Source organism: Achromobacter sp., assembly GCF_050285585.1.
Taxonomy (GTDB): domain Bacteria; phylum Pseudomonadota; class Gammaproteobacteria; order Burkholderiales; family Burkholderiaceae_B; genus Achromobacter.
Window position 1 is genome coordinate 1 of record NZ_JBLZXF010000015.1, and the last position, 17,463, is coordinate 17,463.

Below are 17,463 nucleotides of genomic sequence, written 5' to 3' on the forward strand. Positions count from 1 at the left end.
AACAGCAGGCTGAAGAAGGGGCCGTCGTTGACCGCGCTGGCCACGTAGGCGCCGCGGTCGCGGGCATCGCCGTATTGGCCGGTGTAGGCCAGCCACAGGCCGCCGTTGCTGTTGTCGAAGGCGGCCAGCAGCGCCAGGATGGACACGCCCATCACGCCGTCCAGGCCGACGTAGCTGCCCAGGATGATGATGAGGGTGGCGGGCACCAGGGTCTTCATCAGCAGGATGGTGCCCGCGGTGGCCAGGATCGGGCCGCCGGTGCGCGCATTGACCTGGGTGCCGGTGGCGAAGATCAGCAGCGCGATCAGGGGCAGGGCGCTGTTCTTGAACAGGGCGGTGGTGAAGCCGCCGATCGCCAGGGCGTCGGGGGCGAAGGTGCCGATCAGGGAACCCAGGATCAGCGGCACCAGCATCAATCCACCGGGGATTTTCTGCATCGTGCCAAAAAAGGGCGAGCGGGAGGTTTCGGTCGACACTGTAGGAGTCTCCAGGACGGTCTTTCTGGTTGCAGACGTTCGTGTGCGCGTCTGTCAGGCGGTTGAAAAGATGAGGAAAAACCGTAGTGTACACCTGTACGTACAGCATGTACGTACAGGTTTTCCCGCCCGGGAAGACGTGATGCTAGAAGCGGTACGCGCCGCTCAGCATGACGGTGCGGCGGGCCCCGTAGAAGCAGTCGCCGCGGTCCAGGCAGACCACCTCATAGGTGCGGTCCGCGATGTTGTTCACGTTGAGGGCATAACGCCATGGACCGTTGTCGTAGCTGAGCATGGCGTCGAACAGCGTGACGGCGGGCGTTTCGGGGGCGCCGCCGTCGCGGAAGGCCGACAGATAGCGCACGCCGGCCCCTACCGCGAAGCCGGGCTGGCCAGCCAGCGCGAAACGGTACTTGCCCCACACGGACGCCATGTGCTTGGGCTGGGCCTCCAGCTGCGGATCCAGGTCGGTGTAAATGTAGTTGGCGATCACGTCGAGTTCTTTGGTGACGCGGCCGCGCAACTCCAGTTCCACGCCGCGCGTGCGCGTCTTGCCGGCCTGCAGCTGGTTGTTGGGGTTGTCGGGATCGTTGGTCTGGCGGTTCTTTTCCCGCAAGTCATAGGCGGCCGCGGTGAATTCGATGTCGGCGTCCTTCGGCATGTACTTGATGCCGGCCTCGACCTGCTTGCCGCGCATCGGCTTCCAGCGCTGGTTGTAGAAGTCGGCGCCCGCGATCGGGGTGAACGATTCGCTGTAGCTGAGATAGGGCGACCAGCCGTTGTCCGCGGCGTACATCAGGCCGAAGCGCTTGGTGGTGGCCTGGTCCGTTTCCCGGTCCTGGCCTTCGGTGGTGCTGTCCGCGCGGTCGCGGCGGATGCCGGCCAGGAAGATCCAGTTCCTGTCGAACTTGATCTGGTCCTGCGCGTAGAAGCCGATCTGCTGCTGGTTGATCTTGGGATTGTCCGACAGCTCGTACTCGGGCACGTTGCCGTATTCCGGATGGAACAGGTTCAGCGGCGAACCGGCGCCGCCCGCCGTCTGGCTGGTTTCGCGGTAGCGCGAGTAATCCATGCCGAAGATCACCGTGTGTTCGGCGCGGCCCCAGTTCAGCTTGCCTTCCAGGTTCTGGTCGGCCAGCAAGGTGCGCATGCGCGGCTTGTTGACGTAGAAGATGCGGTCGACGGTCTGCTGCTCCGGATCGATGTAGGAATCGCCGCGGCGCGCGCCATACACGTTGGGATAGAGCGTCTTGTAGTCCACGCTGCTGACCGTATTGCGGAAGTTCTGACGGACCTTCCACTTGTCGTTGAACTGGTGCTCGAACAGCCAGCCCACGCTGAATTGCTCGGTGTCGTACGCGTCGAAGCCCGGTTCGCTGGCGAAGCGCCGGGTTGGGATGCGGCCGTTGGGGTTCTCCTGCACCGAACCGCTCCAGGGCAGGAACGATTGCGTGGTGCCCGCGCGGTCCTTCTGCCACGTGGCCTGGAAGGTCAGAGAGGTGGCGGCGCTGGGGCGCCAGGTCAGCGAGGGCGCCAGCATCAGGCGGTCATCCGGCGCGTACTGCACCTGGGTGTCGCTGTCGCGGCCCACGGCGACGACGCGGTACAGCCACTGGCCGTCCTCGCTTGCCGGCCCGGTCAGGTCGGCCTGGATTTCGCGCCGGTTGTGGTTGCCCAGCACCACGCCGATCTCGCCTTGCCGCTCCTCCAGCGGGCGCTTGCTGACCAGGTTGACGATACCGCCGGTGCTGCCCTGTCCGTACAGCATGGACGAGGGGCCGCGCAGCACTTCGACGCGTTCCATCGCATAGACCTCGGTGCGCGGGTTGTTGTAGCTGAAGTACTGACGCAGCCCGTCCAGGTACTGGACCGGCTCGACGCCCCGGACGCGCACATAGTCCGCGCGGTTGTCCACGCCATACGCGTTCGGGCGCACCCCGGCCGCGTAATTCATGGTGTCCTGGATATTCTGCGCGCCCTGGTCCACGATCTGGTCGCGCGGGATCACGGTGATGGCCTGGGGCGTTTCCGACAACGGGGTGTCGGTCTTGGTGCCCGCGGCGCTGCGCGTGGCGACATACCCTTCGACGGGGCCGGTGGCGGTTTCGCCCACGCCCATGACCTGCACGGCGGGCAGGATCGTGGCGGGCTCGGAGGGCTGCGCTTGCGCCCAGCCGCCGATGCAGGCGGCCAGCGCGGCGGCGATGGGCAATAGTCCCTGGGGCCGCGCGCGCCGCGCGACCGGTTGAGTATGGCGTTTCAAGAGTTCTCCCCAGCGGCCGCGGATGATCCACAGCCGATTGAATATACGAATGGCAACGATAATTATTATTAATTAATTGAGAGGGCACTGTCAGGAAAAGAGGCCATCCCATATGTAAAAAAGCCCTGCGGCGTCGGGCCCCCGGCAGGGGAATGCCGGAAAAAAGCCGTGCTATCAGCGATTTGCAGATCGTTCACATCGCAGCGTTGCGGGCCGCCGTTTGTTGGACCGGCGCGACAGCCCGGCCTCAGGCGTAGCGCGCGCGGCGCGTGCCGCCTTCGCGGCGGCTGGCTTTGTCCGCGACGATATTGTCCTCGGCCATGCGCCGCCCGCGCTGTTCGATGCGCCCGAGGAAGTCGCGCAGCAGGGCGACCTCGTCTTCGCTAAGGTCCTGCACGAGCAGATCGTTCAGCCGCGACACCTCGGGCAGCAGACCCTGGTAGCGGGCCACGCCCTCGTCGGTCGCTTCCACGAGCACCACGCGGCGGTCGGCGCTGTCCTGCAGGCGGCGCAGCCAGCCTTTTTCGCAGAGCGCGCCCAGGGTGCGGGACGTGCGGGGCAGGTCCAGCTTGGCGGCGGCGGCCAGTTCGGCCGAGCTCATGATGCCGCCTTCGACGGCGCACGCCAGGATGCGCCACTCGCGGCGCGTGATGCCGAATCGCCCTTCGCACAAGCGCAGGAATACGGGATTGGATTGCGACCAGGCCTGGTAGAGCCGGTACATCAGCATGTCCGCAAGATGGCGTTGGCCGGGCGGGGAGATGGTCGGCATGGCTGCTCCTCCTTGACTCGCCGCATATCGTTATTGGAAGTCCTGGATTAGATCAACAAATGGCCACGTTGCTAAATTCAATTTTCCTATTTGGGAATCGGCCAGACAGTGACAACCATAATCGACAGCCGGCCGCTGTCTCCAGGAGAAGGCAATGCGTAAGTGGATGGCAGGGGCCGCGGTCGCGGCGACGCTGGCGGGGGCGGCCTCGCTGGCCTGTGCGCAGCAGGCGCCGCTGGACGGGGCGCTGACGATCGTGGTGGGGTATCCCCCGGGGGGCAGTTCCGACCGCATCGCGCGGCTGGTCGCCGACCGGCTGAAGGAGCGGGTCGGCGTGCCCGTGGTGGTCGAGAACAAGACGGGGGCGGGCGGCCGCATCGCGGCCCAGGGGCTGCATGCGGCTCCAGCCAGCCAGAACGTGCTGATGCTGGCGAATCCCGCCGTCATGGTGGTGGCGCCGCTGGTCTATGCCCAGCCGGGCTACGACGCCCAGCGCGACTTCAAGCCCGTGTCGCTGGTCAGCCGCTACAAATTCGCGCTGGCCGTGTCCGCCGGCTCGCCGATCCAGGACCTGCGCGGCCTGCGTCAGTGGCTGCGGGGGCATCCGGGGCAGTTCACGGTGGGCGTGCCCGCCACGGGCAGCCTGCCTCACTTTTTCGCGCTGATGCTGGGCCGAGAAATCGGCCAGGAGCCGGAAGTGGTCGGCTACCGCGGCTCGTCGCCGCTGATCTCCGAACTGATCGGCGGCATTCTTCCGCAAGGCATCGACACGCTGGATACCCTGCTGCCGCAGCACCGCGCCGGCAAGATCCGCATCCTGGCCGTTTCGGGCGACGCCCGCGACGCGGAGCTCAAGGACGTGCCCACGTTCCGCGAAGAGGGCGTGAACCTGGCGGCCGACGGCTGGAATGCATTCTTCGCGCCCGCGGCGATGCCCCAGGCCAAGATCGGGCGCCTGGGCGCGGACATCGCGGCCATCCTGCGCGAGCCCGCCATGCAGGAAGCCGTGCGCGCCGCCTATCTGGAGCCGGTGGCCCTGGACGCGGGCGGCACCGCCGATGCGCTGGCCGCCTACCGCAGGCAATGGGAGCCGGTGGTGCGCGCCTCCGGCTTCAAGGCGGAACAGTAGGAGCGGCGATGAGCGCGGTACAGAATGTGTTGTTCATCATGGCGGATCAGCTGCGCGCCGATCACCTGAGCTGCTATGGCCATCCCTATCTGCAGACCCCCAGCCTGGATGCGCTGGCGGCGCGCGGGGCGCGCTTCGAGCGCGCCTTCGTGAACTCGGGCGTCTGCGGCCCCTCGCGCATGAGCTACTACACCGGACGGTATCCGTCCCGCCACGGCGCGACCTGGAACCGCGTGCCCCTGTCGGTGAACGAAATCACGCTGGGCGAGTATCTGGCGGGGCAGGGGCGCGAACTTGCGCTGGCCGGCAAGACGCACATCATCCCGGACAGGGCCGGCATGGAGCGGCTGGCCATCGACGGCGCCTCCGAACTGGGCGTGCTGCTCGCCCGCGGCGGCTTCACCGAGCTGGACCGCTACGACGGCCACCATACCCCCGGGGCGGAAAGCGGCTATCCCGCCTTCCTGCGCCGCCATGGCTACGACAGCGCCGATCCCTGGACCGACTATGTCATCGCGGGCGTGGACGCGGACGGCCGCGTCGTCAGCGGCTGGAACATGCGCAACGTGCACCTGCCCTCGCGCGTGGCCGAAGCGCATTCCGAGACCGCCTACATGACGGACCAGGCGCTGGACTTCATGAAGCGGCGCGGCGGCCAGCCCTGGGTGCTGCACCTGAGCTACGTGAAACCGCATTGGCCGTACATGGCGCCCGCCCCATACCACCAGCGCTACACGGCGGACCAGTGCCTGCCGGTGAGGCGCAACCGCGAGGAACTGGCGGATGCGCATCCGGTCGTGGCCGCCTACCGGCAGCAGGAAGAGAGCGTCAGCTTTTCCTCGGACGAATGCGTGCGCGTGGTGCGGCCCGCCTATCAGGGCCTGATCCGGCAATTGGACGATCACCTGGGCCGCTTGTTCGACTATATGGAAGGCGCGGGCCTCATGAAGAACACGCTCGTCGTGTTCACCGCGGATCATGGCGACTTCCTGGGCGACCACTGGCTGGGGGAAAAGGAGCTGTTCTACGACACCGTGCAGCGCGTGCCGTTCATCGTGATGGATCCCTCGGCGCAGGCCGATGCCACGCGCGGCAAGGCGTTGGCCGACATGGTCGAAAGCGTGGACCTCGTTCCCACGGTGCTGCGCGCCCTGGGAACGCCCGGGCCCGGCCACCTGCTGGAAGGCCGGGAGCTGCAGGCGCTGCTGCACGGCCGGGGCGGCGCGCCGTGGCGCGATTGCGTATTCTCGGAGCTCGATTACAGCTTCCGCCAGGCGCGCGTCCTGCGCGGCAAGACGCCGCAGAACGCGCGCGCCTGGTCGGTGCGGACGGACCGGTGGCGCTACGTATACTGGCTGGACGAGCCCGAGCAGCTCTACGACCTGCATGCCGATCCCGGCGAGTACCAGGACCTCGGCCGCAGCAGCGCGCATGCGGGCATCCGGCAGGAGCTGCGCCAGCGCCTGCTGGACTGGATGCTGCGCGGCAAGCGCCGCACGACGATCAGCGACGAGGCCGTGGAAAAAGCGACGAACGCCCACAAGCGGGCCGGCGTCTTCTTCGGCCAATGGTGAGCGCGCCGGGCGCGCTCAGGCCTTGGCCGGGGAGCCCGTCCGGGACGGCGCGGCGGGCTTGAGCTCGCGGCGCAGGATCTTGCCGACGTTGGTGCGGGGCAGGTCTTCGCGGAACTCCACGTAGCGCGGCACCTTGTAGCCGGTGAGCTGCTGGCGGCAATGCGCGATCAGGGTCTCGGCGTCCAGGGCCGGGTCCTTGCGGATCACGTACAGCTTGACGGCCTCGCCCGAGCGTTCGTCCGGCACGCCCACCGCAGCCACTTCCTTGACGCCGGGATGCAGGGCGGCCGCGTCCTCGACCTCGTTGGGATAGACATTGAAACCGGAGACCAGGATCATGTCTTTCTTGCGGTCGACCAGGAACAGGTAGCCGTTCTCGTCCACGTAGCCGATGTCGCCCGTGCGCAGGAAACCGTCCGGGTACAGGACCAGCGCGGTTTCGTCGGGGCGGTTCCAGTAGCCCTGGGTGACCTGCGGGCCGCGCACGCAGATCTCGCCGCTTTCCCCCAAGCCCAGTTCCCGGCCTTCGTCGTCACGGATGGATATGTCGGTGGACGGCACGGGCAGGCCGATCGATCCGGTGAAGACCTTCACGTCCAGCGGATTGATCGTGACCGCGGGCGAGGTCTCGGTCAGCCCATAGGCCTGCGCCAGCGACCGGCCGGTCAAGGCCTGCCAGCGATCGGCCACCGAGCGCTGCACCGCCATGCCGCCGCCCATCGTGAGGCGCAGCCGCGAAAAATCCAGGCGCGCGAAATCCGGATCGTTGAGCAGGGCGTTGAACAGGGTATTGACGCCCGTAAAGGCGGAGAACGGCACCTTGCGCATTTCCTTGACCAGCCCGGAAATGTCGCGGGGATTGATGATGAGCAGATTGCTCGCGCCCATCTTCATGAAGGTCAGGCAGTTCGCCGTGAGCGCGAAGATGTGATAGAGCGGCAGCGCCGTGACGATGCACTCCTCGCCTTCCGTCACCAGCGGCCTGACCCAGGCATAGGCCTGGCTGAGATTGGCCACCAGGTTGCCGTGGGTCAGCATGGCCGCCTTGGCCACGCCGGTGGTGCCGCCCGTGTACTGCAGGCAGGCCAGGTCGCGCTGTTCCAGTTCCACCTCGGAAAAGGGCGCGCGGCGCCCGGCGCGCAGCGCATCGCCCAGTGCCGTGGCGCCGGGCAGGGACCACGCGGGCACCATGCGCTTGACGCGGCGGACCACGAAGTCCACCAGCCTGCCCTTGAGCGGTCCCAGCAATTCCCCGATGGACGTCACCAGCACGCGCTCCACCGCGGTGCCGGGCAGGGCCTTTTGCAGGGTGGCGGCGAAGTTGTCGGCGACCACGATGGCGCGCGCGCCCGAATCGGCCAGCTGGTGCTGGAGTTCGTGCGCGGTATAGAGCGGGTTGCAGTTCACGACCACGCAGCCCGCCCGCAGGGCGCCGAACAGGCACACCGGGTATTGCAGCAGGTTGGGCATCATGAGGGCGACGCGGTCGCCGCGGCCCAGGCCGTTGGCATGCAGCCACGCCGCGAAGTCGCGGGTCAGCCGGTCGAGCTCCGCATAGCGCATGGACCGGCCCATGCTGAGGTAGGCGGTCTTGTCCGCGTAGCGCCGGCAGCTGTCGCGCACGACAGAGACCAGCGTGGTCGCGCCATCCATCTCGATCTCCGCGGGCACGCCCGGAGGGTAGCTTTTCTGCCAGATTCGTTCCATCGTCGCTATGTGGCTCAGTTGCCCAACAGGGCGTTCTTCAGGGAGGCCTGCGCGGGCTTGTCGCCCAGCCAGACGCGCAGCAGGGCGCGGGCGAAGCCGGGGCTGTCGATGCGGCCTCGCGGCGCGCCATTGTGGGCGATCGAGACGCCCTGGGCGTCGAAGTCCAGGTCGATCACGTCGCCTTCGCGGGCGGTCCCGATTTCCGCCATCAGGGCGGAGAGGCGGTCCGCCGGCGCTTTCAGCGCGGCCAGCTCCCGTGGGGCCGTATTGTCGCGCAATCCCTCCTGCAGCGCGCCGTCCAGGCTTTTGCTGTCCACGTCGCGCAGCAGCGTCAGGCGGACGCGGCGCGGCTTGTCGCTGTCGATGAGCGCGGCCGCATCGCCGCGCTTTTCGGTGGCGTACAGCGCGGCCACATAGACCTTGACGATGATCTTGGTGCGCACGCCGGCGCCATTGAGCACGAGCTCCCGGCCACCCGACGACTGCGTGGCCGGCACGCGCACGCCGGCTATCTCCAGGTCGGCGGCTTGCGCGTGGCCGCCGGCCAGGCAGGCCGCCAGCACAAGGCTCAAGGCGGCGGATCTTGCTCCGGGGATGGTGGGCATCTGTCTCCTCCTGGGTTCTTCTGTTTGTAGAACGTCTTGTCGGCGATGTAGATCGTGCGTTCGACGACGGCGTAGACGACGCCTTCCTTGTCCTTGAGTTCCACCGTGTAGTTGCGGGTGGTTTCGTGGTCCCGGGCCAGGATCCGGCGGATTTCCGCGATTTCGCCCGGCGGCAGGCGGAAGTCGGCGTACAGGGTGGCATAGGCGGGCTTGCGGTACCGGATGGAGGCCGCCTTGTCCCAGACTACGTGATCCGCGCCCAGCGCGGACATCAGCATCGTGGGGTGGGCGCCGTCCGTGACCGCGAACAGCGAGCCGCCGTACATGGATCCGACGATATTGCGGGTGCGGCGCAGCAGCGGCAGCTTGATGCGTATGTGCTGGAAATCCGGCGACACGAGCACCACGCGCCCGCCGGTCGCGCGAAACGCCGGATGCAGATTGAATCCCACCCGCATCAGGCGCGCGCGCCACTGCGGCGACAGGCTCTTGAACCAATAGGGCTTCATGCTGCCGGCCGCGGTGCCTACATGGCCTCGAACAGGCCGGCGGCGCCCATGCCCGTGCCGATGCACATGGTCACCAGGCCGTACTTTCCGCCGGTGCGGCGCAGGCCATGGGTGATCGTGGCCGTGCGGATCGCGCCGGTCGCGCCCAGGGGATGGCCGAGCGCGATGGCGCCGCCCAGCGGATTCACCTTGGACGGGTCCAGCTTCAGTTCGCGGATGACGGCCAGGGACTGGGCGGCGAAGGCCTCGTTCAGCTCGATCCAGTCCAGATCGTCCTGCGAGATGCCGGAGCGCGCCAGCACCTTGGGGATCGCCGCGACCGGGCCGATGCCCATGACTTCGGGCGGCACGCCCGCCACGGCGAAGCCGGCGAAGCGAGCCAGCGGGCTCAGGTTGAATTCGCGCAGAATGCGGTCCGATACCAGCACCACGGCGGCGGCGCCGTCCGACATCTGCGAGCTGTTGCCGGCCGTCACGCTGCCGCGCGCGGCGAACACGGGTTTCAGGCGCGCCAGCGCCTCGGCGCTGCTGTCCGGACGCGGGCCTTCGTCCACCTCGATCAGCCGGCGCGCGACGCGCACCGCGCCGCCGGCGCCGGGCAGGTGCGACACCACTTCGTAGGGCGTGGTTTCGGCCCGGAAGTGTCCGGCGGCGATGGCCGCGCAGGCCTTCTGGTGCGATGCCAGGGCGAAGGCGTCCTGGTCTTCGCGCGAAACCTTCCAGCGTTCGGCGACCTTTTCCCCCGTCAAGCCCATGCCGAACGCCATGCCGATGTTCTCGTCGTGCGCGAAGATGGCCGGGTTCATCGATACTTTGTTGCCCATGATCTGTGGCATGGCGCTCATGGATTCGGTGCCCGCGCCGATCATGATGTCGGCCTCGCCCATGCGGATGCGCGCGGCCGCGTCGGCGACGGCTTGCAGCCCCGACGCGCAGAAGCGGTTCACGGTGACGCCGGCCACGCTTTGCGGCAGGCCGGCAAGCAGCAGGCCGATGCGGGCTACGTTCATTCCTTGCTCGGCCTCGGGCATGGCGCAGCCTGCGATGACGTCTTCGATGCGGGCGCGGTCCAGCCCCGGCACCTGCGCCAGCGCCCCATTCAGCGCCGCTGCCAGCATGTCGTCGGGGCGGGTGGCGGCATAGGCGCCGTTGCGCTTGCCCACCGGCAGACGCGTGGCAGCAACGATGTAGGCATCTTGAATCTGCGTGCTCATATTCCTTTCCTCATATATCCACAGCGAGACATATCAACTCCATTCCCCCGCGCACACCGGCCTCCCTGAGCCGGGCCGCGCGGATCCGGCTCCGTCAGGCCCCCCCGGCGCCCCCCGGGGGGAAGCGCCGCAGGCGCTGCGGGGGAGCTCCCCTAATTCCGCAAAGGCTTCCCGGTGTCCAGCGTATGGCGGATGCGCGCCTGGGTTTCAGGCGTGCGCAGCAACGCCACGAACTCCTTGCGTTCCACCGCCAGCAGCCATTCCTCGTCCACCTTGGTGCCGGTGTCGACCTCGCCGCCGCACAGGGCCACGGCCGCGCTGCGCGCCACGCGGTAGTCATGGGCGCTGATCATGCCGCCCTCGCGCATGTTGACCAGCACCATTTCGAAGTTGGCGATCCCGTTGCGGCCCGCCACGGGTATGTCGCGCAGGCGCGCAGGCGGCGTGTGCCCGGCATCGGCCGCGGCGCGCGCCTGGCCGATGGCCACGAACAGCAGTTCGCCGGGGTGGAACACGACCACGTCGTGGTCGCGGGCGAAGCCTGCCGCGATGGCTTCGAGCGCGCTCTTGGCCACTTGCGCCATGGCGATGTTCTGGAACACCGGCTGCAGGTACGGGAAGACTTCGCCCGGCGTGGCCGTGCGGGCGGCCAGCGCGGCGGCGCGGCCGGCGAATTCCTTGCTGCCGCCGCCAGCGGGGATCAGCCCTACGCCGGCCTCGACCAGGCCGATATAGCTCTCCAGCGCCAGCACCCGGTGCGAGGCATGCATCAGGAATTCGCAGCCCCCGCCCAGCGCCATGCCCTGCACGGCGGCGACGGTGGGGATCTGCGCATACTTGAACGATTGCGAGGTGCGCTGGAATTTCTCGACGGTGGCCTCCAGCATTTCCCATTGGCCGGCCGCGCAGGCTTCGGAAACCTGCTGCAGATTGGCGCCGACCGCAAAGGGCGCGTCATGCCAGATCACCAGCCCGTCGAAGTCGCGCTCGGCCTTCGCCACCGCCTGCAGAATGCCCTCCAGCACCTCCGCGCCCAGCGTGTGGTTCTTCGAGGTGACGGAGAGAATGGCGATGCCCGCGTCCACCTCGGGCAGGTTCCACAGGCGCACGCCTTCGTTCTCCCAGACCGTGACGCCGCGGTCGTCCGGACCTTCGCCGAAGACGCGTTCGGGGAACAGCTGGCGCCGGTACACGGGAAGCGTCGAGCGGGGGCGCAGCTGGCCCGAGCGCGCGGAATAGGAGCCTTCGGGCGCGTGCACGCCCTGGCGGCCGGGTTCCAGCGCCCACGCAGGCAGCGGCGCATCGCTCATGCTCTTGCCGGCCGCGATGTCCTCGGCCACGGCCGCCGCGATGCTTTGCCAGCCCGCGGCCTGCCAGGTTTCGAACGGCCCTTGCGACCAGCCGAAGCCCCAACGCATGGCCAGGTCCAGGTCGCGGGCGTTGTCGGCCACGTGTTCGAGCTGTACCGCGCTGTAGTGGAAGATGTCGCGGAACAGGCTCCACAGGAATTGCGCCTGCGGATGGTTGCTCGCGCGCAGCGCGGCGAAGCGGCGGGCGGGATCGCGCTCCTTGAGCAGGGCGGCGACTTCGTCGGCCAGCTTGCCCGCGCTGGGCACGTAGTCCTGCGCCTTCAGGTCCAGCACCTGGATTTCCTTGCCCTGCTTGCGGTAGACGCCCGCGCCGCTCTTCTGGCCCAGGGCGCCCTTGCCGATCAGGGCGGACAGCCAGCCGGGCAGGGCGAAATAGCGGTGCCACGGATCGTCGGGCAGGTTCTTTTCCATGGTGCCCACGACGTGGGCGAGCGTGTCCAGGCCGACCACGTCGGCGGTGCGGTAGGTGGCGCTCTTGGGACGGCCGATCTTCGGGCCGGTCAGGGCGTCCACTTCGTCGAAGCCCAGCCCGAGGCGGGCCGTGTGGTGCATGGCGGCCAGGATCGAGAACACGCCGATGCGGTTGGCCACGAAGTTGGGCGTGTCGAGCGCGCGGATCACGCCTTTGCCCAGCTTGGAGGTAAGCCAGGTTTCCAGCTGATCCAGCACGCAGGCCTGCGTGTGCGAGGTGGCGATGATCTCCACCAGCCGCATGTAGCGCGGCGGGTTGAAGAAGTGGATGCCGCAAAAGCGGTCGCGCAGGCTTTCGGGCAGCGCGCCGGCCAGGGCGTCGATGGACAGGCCGGAGGTATTGGACGCGACGATGGCGCCGGGCGCGACGTGCGGCGCGATGCGTTCGTACAGCGCGGTCTTCCAGTCCATGCGTTCCGCGATGGCCTCGATGACCAGGTCGCAGCCGCGCAGCCGGTCCAGGTGGTCGTCGTAGTTCGCGGGCGTGATCATCGCCAGGCGCGCGGCGCCCGCCAGCGGGGCGGGCTCCAGCTTCCGCAGGCCGGCCAGCGCCTTCTTGACGGTGCCGTTGCGGTCGCCCTCCGGCGCGGCCAGGTCGAACAGCGTGACGGGCACGCCCGCATTGGCCAGGTGGGCGGCGATCTGCGCGCCCATGACGCCGGCACCCAGCACGGCGACGTGTTTGACGACGAACTTGCTCAAGGGATTCTCCTGAAAGGGCGGAGGGCGGGCGGACCCGCCGTCCGGGGCTAGAAGCGGGCCGACAGCTGCACGCCCAGGATGTGGCCGCTGCTGTCGTAGGTGCCCGCGACGCGGCCCTTGGTCAATTGGTTGCCGGACGTGGTGTCGATGTCCGTCTTGCGCAGGTACAGATAGGTATAACCCACGTCCAGCGTCGTGTTCTTGGTGGCCTGCCATTGCACGCCGGTGGAGAACCAGTAGCGGTCATTGTCGGGCAGCGACGTCGGGCGGTCGGATTCCTTGTAGACGGGCGACTGGTCGTACGCCACGCCGAACTTCCATTTCCAGTCCGGCGCGAATTTGTAGTTGGCGCCCAGCGCGATGCGCCAGGTGTCGCGGAAGTTCAAGGGCAGTTCGTCATCGCGCGCGCCGGTGCCCGAGTTGCGGATCTTCAGGCTGGGAATGCTGCTCCAGCCGGTCCACGAGACGTCGCCCAGCAGCTCCCAGCGTTCGTTCAACTGGTGCGCCGCGCTCAGGATCAGGGTGTCGGGCAGGGACACCGTGGCCTTGGAGTCGAACGACACCGAGTTGCCGCGCGGGTAGATGTTGTCGATGTCGGTGTCGCCCTTGGCCGTGTGCTTGATCTTGGAACGGTAGGACAGGCCGATGCGGGTGTCCTCGGTGGGCTGCAGCATGAAGCCCACGTTCCAGCCCCAGGCGTCGCCCTTGAGGTTCAGGTCGGCGTCGCCGGTCGTGCCCAGCGGCATGCCGGGCACGGGAACCACGGTTTTCTTCTTGTAGTTGGCGTCGATGTGCTGCCAGTTCAGGCCGAAGCCCATCGAGAATTTTTCGTTGACCTTGTACGCGATCGAGGGGTTGATGTTGATCGTCTTGATGTCGAACTTGTTCGAGTGGTACTGCCCGACCCAGTCGTCGTCGTAATCGGTCATGAGGCCGAACGGCGCGCCGATGCCCAGGCCCAGGTACCACTGCTCGTTCAGCTGCCAGGAAGCGTAGAGGTTGGGCACCACGCCCAGGTTGCCCGCGTTGCCGCCGTTGCCGCCCGTGGGGGCCGAGCCGCCCAGGCCGGCCCCCGGCAGGCCGGGGATGCTGGGATTGCGGCTGTCGCCGTTGTCCTTGAACTTGAAGGACGGCTTGATCAGATTGACGCCGCCCGACACGTTGAAGCCGGGCAGATAGGTCATGCCGGCCGGATTGTAGTAGATGATGCTGGCGTTTTCGGGATTTGCCGCCGAGCCCGCGTATGCGTTGCCCAGGCCGCTGGCGTTCTGCTCCAGGAGCTGAAAGCCGGCCGAGTGGGCCGCCGTAGCCGCGCCCATGCCGACCACGAAGGCCGACAAGGTGCTCAGGGACAATGAACGTCTGCTCATGGTACTGCCTCCTCGTGTTGGATATATGCCGCTATTGCACTGCGGATCCTGCCATCCCGGCCGGGGCCGGTCCCTCACTGCCTTGGTAATGCAGGGGGCCGCCCGTGAAGGGCGCGAACCCCGTGCCGAAAATCACGCCCGCGTCGGCCAGGTCGGCGTCGGCGACGATGCCGGCATCCACCCGCTGGCGAGTGGCGTCGATCAAAGGCTGGATCAGGCGCCGCGCCAGCCCCGCAGGCGCGCCGGCCTGCGCCCCTGCATGCTTTACCGCCTTGCCGTCGCGCCAGGCGTAGAAGCCCTGGCCGCTTTTCCGGCCCAGTTCTCCGCGCGCCAGCCGGTCGGCCAGGCAGCGGGGCGGCGCGGCGCCGTCCGCCAGCGCTTCGCCCGCGGCGCGCGCGATGTCCAGGCCCACGGTGTCGGCCAGTTCCAGCGGGCCCATCGGCATGCCGAAGGCGACCATGGCCGCGTCCACGGCCTGCGGCGCCACGCCTTCGTCCACGCTGCGCATGGCTTCCAGCATGTAGGGCGCCAGCACGGCGTTGACCAAAAAGCCGGGCGCGCTCCTGACCGGCAGCGCCAGTTTGTCGATCTGGCCCACGAAGGCGCAGGCGCGGGCTTGCGCGTCGCCCGCGTCGCCTGCCGCGTGCACCACTTCCACCAAGGGCATCTTGGCCACCGGATTGAAGAAGTGGATGCCGATCAGGCGCCCGGGACGGGCGAGGCCGGCGCGCAGGGTCTCCAGCGACAGGCTGGACGTGTTGGTGGCGAGCAGGGCCTCCGGTTTCATGCGCGGCTCGAGCGACCGATACAGCGCGCGCTTGGCGTCGGGCTGTTCGCTGATCGCTTCGATGACCACGTCGGCCAGCGGCACGCCGGCGGCCGACGGATCGGGGATCAGGCGGTCGAACGCCGCCCGGGCCTGGCGCGGATCTTTCAGGCGGCGCGAGAACAATTCGCCGGCGCGCTTCAGGGCGGGCGCGATGCGGGCCATGTCCTGGTCCTGCAAGGTGACGGTCATGCCCTTGAGCGCGCACCAGGCCGCGATGTCGCCGCCCATCACGCCGGCGCCCACCACGTGCACGCGGCGGGCGGGGACGATGCCGGCCTGCTTGCCGTTGGCCTTCAGACGCTCCTGCAGGCGGAACACGCGCAGCAGATTGCGGGCGGTGCCGGACGAAAGGATGCGGTCGATCAGTTCGGGCGCCTGCAGCGCGTTGCCGCCGTGCTTTTCCCATAGATCCACGATCGCGGGCGCTGCGGGGTAGTGTCCCTGTGGATCCTTGGCGGCGATCTGCCTGCGGGCGCGTTGGGCCACGATGGCTTTCAGCGGCCAGCGATTGGTCCAGCCGGCAAGGCCGCGCGCGCGCCGCGGGGTCTTGCCGGACAGCACGGTCTGGCGGGCGGCCGCCAGCAGCAGGCGCGGCGGAACGCGGGCGTCCGCCAGCCCCAGCGCCGCTGCGCGGCGCGCGTCGGCGCCGCGGCCGGTCAGCATCATGTCGAGCGCCGCGGGCGCGCCGATCAGGCGCGGCAGGCGCAGCATGCCGCCCCATCCCGGAAAGATGCCGAGCATGACTTCGGGCAGCGCGAGCGAGGCGCCGGGCTGGTCCGCCACCAGACGGTAGCGGCACGCAAGCGCAAGTTCCAGGCCGCCGCCCAGGCAATGACCTTCGATCAGGGCGAGCGTGGGGTAGGCCAGGGCGGCCACGCGGTTGAACAGGTTCCAGCCGCGCGCCACCAGCGCGCGCGCCTGTTCGGGCGTGTCCAGGCCTGCAAATTCATTGACGTCGGCGCCCACGATGAAACCCGTGGCCTTGCCGGAGCGGATGACCAGGCCTTTGGGCGGCGCCTTGTCCAGCGCATCCAGCACGACGGCGAACTCCGCCAGGGTGTCGGCCGACAAGGCATTGACGGCGCTGCCGGCGCGGTCGAACGTCAGCCAGGCCAGGCCGTCGGGATCGCGGTCCAGGCGCCAGTGGGAGAGCGTATCCATCGTGGTCATGGGCGGTCCTCGTCCAGGGTTTCGACCAGCATCGCGCCGCCTTGACCGCCGCCGATGCAGATGGCCGCCATGCCGCGCCGGGCGCCGCGGCGCTTCAGGGCGTCGAGCAGGTGCAGCACGATGCGGGCGCCGGAAGCGCCCACCGGATGCCCGATGGCGATCGCGCCTCCGTCGACATTGAGCCGGCCGGGATCGAGATCGCCCCAGGCCGCCGTGCCGAGGTGTTCCCGGCAATAAGCCTCGTCGCGCCAGGCGGCGAGGCAGCCTAGCACCTGCGCGGCGAAGGCTTCGTTGATTTCCCACAAGTCCAGGTCATTGAGGCCCAGGCCGTGGCGTTGCAGGATGGGCGTGGCGGCATGCACCGGGCCCAGGCCCATCTGCGCCGGGTCCAGGCCGGCCCACTGGCTGTCCACGATGCGGCCCAGCGGCCGCAGGTCCCATTTGCGGACGGCTTCTTCCGACGCCAGCGCCAGCAGGGCGGCGCCGTCGGTCACTTGCGAACTGTTGCCTGCCGTGATGTTGCCCCAGGGCTTGTCGAAGACGGGTTTGAGCTTGGCCAGCTTTTCGGGCGTGGAGTCCGCGCGCACGCCATCGTCTTCAGGGTACAGCCTGCCTTGCGTGTCGATCAAGGGCGCGATCTCGCCCATGGCGCCCGCGGCGCGGGCCGCCAGCGCGCGGCGGTGGCTCTGCGCCGAGTAGGCGTCCATCGCGGCGCGGTCGATGCCGAAGCGGGTGGCGAGGTTCTCGGCGGTCTGCCCCATGGAGAGCCCCACCACCGGGTCGGTGAGCCCCTTGAGCAGGCCGATCACCGGGGCCAGGCTGCGCAGGCGGAAGCGGCGCAATGCCGCCAGTTTGGCGCCCATGCCGCGGGCCGCGTACCATCCCGCCAGCCAGCGCACCATGTCGTCCGAGAACAACACCGGCGCGCGCGACAGCGCGTCCGTGCCGCCGGCCAGCACCAATTGCGAGCGGCCCGACTGGATATTGGCGATGGCCGAATCCAGGGCCTGCATTCCCGATGCGCAGTTGCGCATCACGGTCCAGCCCGGCACCTTGTTGCCGCAGCCGAGCCGCAGCGCGATCACGCGGCCGATGTTCACTTCATCGGGGGAGGGGGCGGCGCAACCCACGATGACTTCATCGAGATCCGACGGCGCGTAGGGCTGGCGCAGCAGCAGGGCGCGGCCGGCCTGCACGGCGAGGTCTCCGGCGGAGAAGGGACCCGGGCCCGTGCGTGCCTTCAGGAAGGGAGTGCGCAGGCCATCGACCACGTAAACCGGTTTGAATGCCATCCGATTCCTC

Annotated in this window: 13 protein-coding genes; 2 read left to right on the forward strand and 11 right to left on the reverse strand. The window is 68.5% G+C overall.

The annotated features are described in order from the left end of the window. From ACN6PJ_RS19240 to ACN6PJ_RS19250, 3 genes are all read right to left on the reverse strand, one after another. On the reverse strand, positions 1-476 hold a 476-nt coding region (locus ACN6PJ_RS19240), incomplete at its 3' end, for a 2-keto-3-deoxygluconate permease (protein ID WP_427997436.1). Between the two features lie 145 nt (positions 477-621). Continuing rightward, entirely contained in the window at positions 622-2,739 is a 2,118-nt protein-coding gene (locus ACN6PJ_RS19245; RefSeq protein ID WP_427997437.1) for a TonB-dependent siderophore receptor, read from the reverse strand. Between the two features lie 247 nt (positions 2,740-2,986). Beyond that, the gene (locus tag ACN6PJ_RS19250) at positions 2,987-3,511 is read right to left on the reverse strand and encodes a MarR family winged helix-turn-helix transcriptional regulator (protein WP_427997438.1); all 525 of its coding nucleotides are present in this window, start codon (positions 3,509-3,511) and stop codon (positions 2,987-2,989) included. 154 nt (positions 3,512-3,665) lie between these two features. Between ACN6PJ_RS19250 and ACN6PJ_RS19255 the strand changes: the two genes are divergently transcribed. Together ACN6PJ_RS19255 and ACN6PJ_RS19260 are read left to right on the forward strand one after the other, a co-directional pair. After that, complete coding sequence (locus tag ACN6PJ_RS19255; protein WP_427997439.1) at positions 3,666-4,640, forward strand: Bug family tripartite tricarboxylate transporter substrate binding protein; 975 nt, start codon at positions 3,666-3,668, stop codon at positions 4,638-4,640. 8 nt (positions 4,641-4,648) lie between these two features. Further along, positions 4,649-6,214: a sulfatase-like hydrolase/transferase gene (locus ACN6PJ_RS19260; RefSeq protein WP_427997440.1), complete on the forward strand. Its 1,566-nt coding sequence runs from the start codon at positions 4,649-4,651 to the stop codon at positions 6,212-6,214. A 15-nt stretch (positions 6,215-6,229) separates the two neighbouring features. On the opposite strand, the gene ACN6PJ_RS19265 is transcribed toward ACN6PJ_RS19260, so the two are convergent. The 8 genes from ACN6PJ_RS19265 to ACN6PJ_RS19300 form a co-directional block, all read right to left on the reverse strand. After that, positions 6,230-7,921 (reverse strand): AMP-binding protein, encoded by a 1,692-nt coding sequence (locus ACN6PJ_RS19265; protein ID WP_427997441.1) that lies wholly within the window; start codon positions 7,919-7,921, stop codon positions 6,230-6,232. Between the two features lie 14 nt (positions 7,922-7,935). After that, positions 7,936-8,526 (reverse strand): chalcone isomerase family protein, encoded by a 591-nt coding sequence (locus ACN6PJ_RS19270; RefSeq protein WP_427997442.1) that lies wholly within the window; start codon positions 8,524-8,526, stop codon positions 7,936-7,938. Beyond that, the gene (locus ACN6PJ_RS19275) at positions 8,490-9,035 is read right to left on the reverse strand and encodes a DUF4442 domain-containing protein (protein WP_427997443.1); all 546 of its coding nucleotides are present in this window, start codon (positions 9,033-9,035) and stop codon (positions 8,490-8,492) included. Before ACN6PJ_RS19275 ends, ACN6PJ_RS19270 begins: the two co-directional genes overlap by 37 nt. Positions 9,036-9,052: 17 nt before the next feature. Beyond that, entirely contained in the window at positions 9,053-10,249 is a 1,197-nt protein-coding gene (locus tag ACN6PJ_RS19280) for an acetyl-CoA C-acyltransferase (RefSeq protein ID WP_427997444.1), read from the reverse strand. 152 nt (positions 10,250-10,401) lie between these two features. Then, positions 10,402-12,792, reverse strand: a complete 2,391-nt coding sequence (locus tag ACN6PJ_RS19285; RefSeq protein ID WP_427997445.1) for a 3-hydroxyacyl-CoA dehydrogenase/enoyl-CoA hydratase family protein — start codon at positions 12,790-12,792, stop codon at positions 10,402-10,404. A gap of 47 nt (positions 12,793-12,839) precedes the next feature. Then, positions 12,840-14,162, reverse strand: coding sequence for an OmpP1/FadL family transporter (locus ACN6PJ_RS19290; protein WP_427997446.1), 1,323 nt, complete (start codon positions 14,160-14,162; stop codon positions 12,840-12,842). Between the two features lie 31 nt (positions 14,163-14,193). Then, the gene (locus tag ACN6PJ_RS19295; protein WP_427997447.1) at positions 14,194-16,161 is read right to left on the reverse strand and encodes a 3-hydroxyacyl-CoA dehydrogenase NAD-binding domain-containing protein; all 1,968 of its coding nucleotides are present in this window, start codon (positions 16,159-16,161) and stop codon (positions 14,194-14,196) included. Further along, the gene (locus ACN6PJ_RS19300) at positions 16,158-17,453 is read right to left on the reverse strand and encodes an acetyl-CoA C-acetyltransferase (protein WP_427997448.1); all 1,296 of its coding nucleotides are present in this window, start codon (positions 17,451-17,453) and stop codon (positions 16,158-16,160) included. The genes ACN6PJ_RS19295 and ACN6PJ_RS19300 overlap by 4 nt, the downstream gene beginning before the upstream one ends. Positions 17,454-17,463 lie beyond the last annotated feature (10 nt).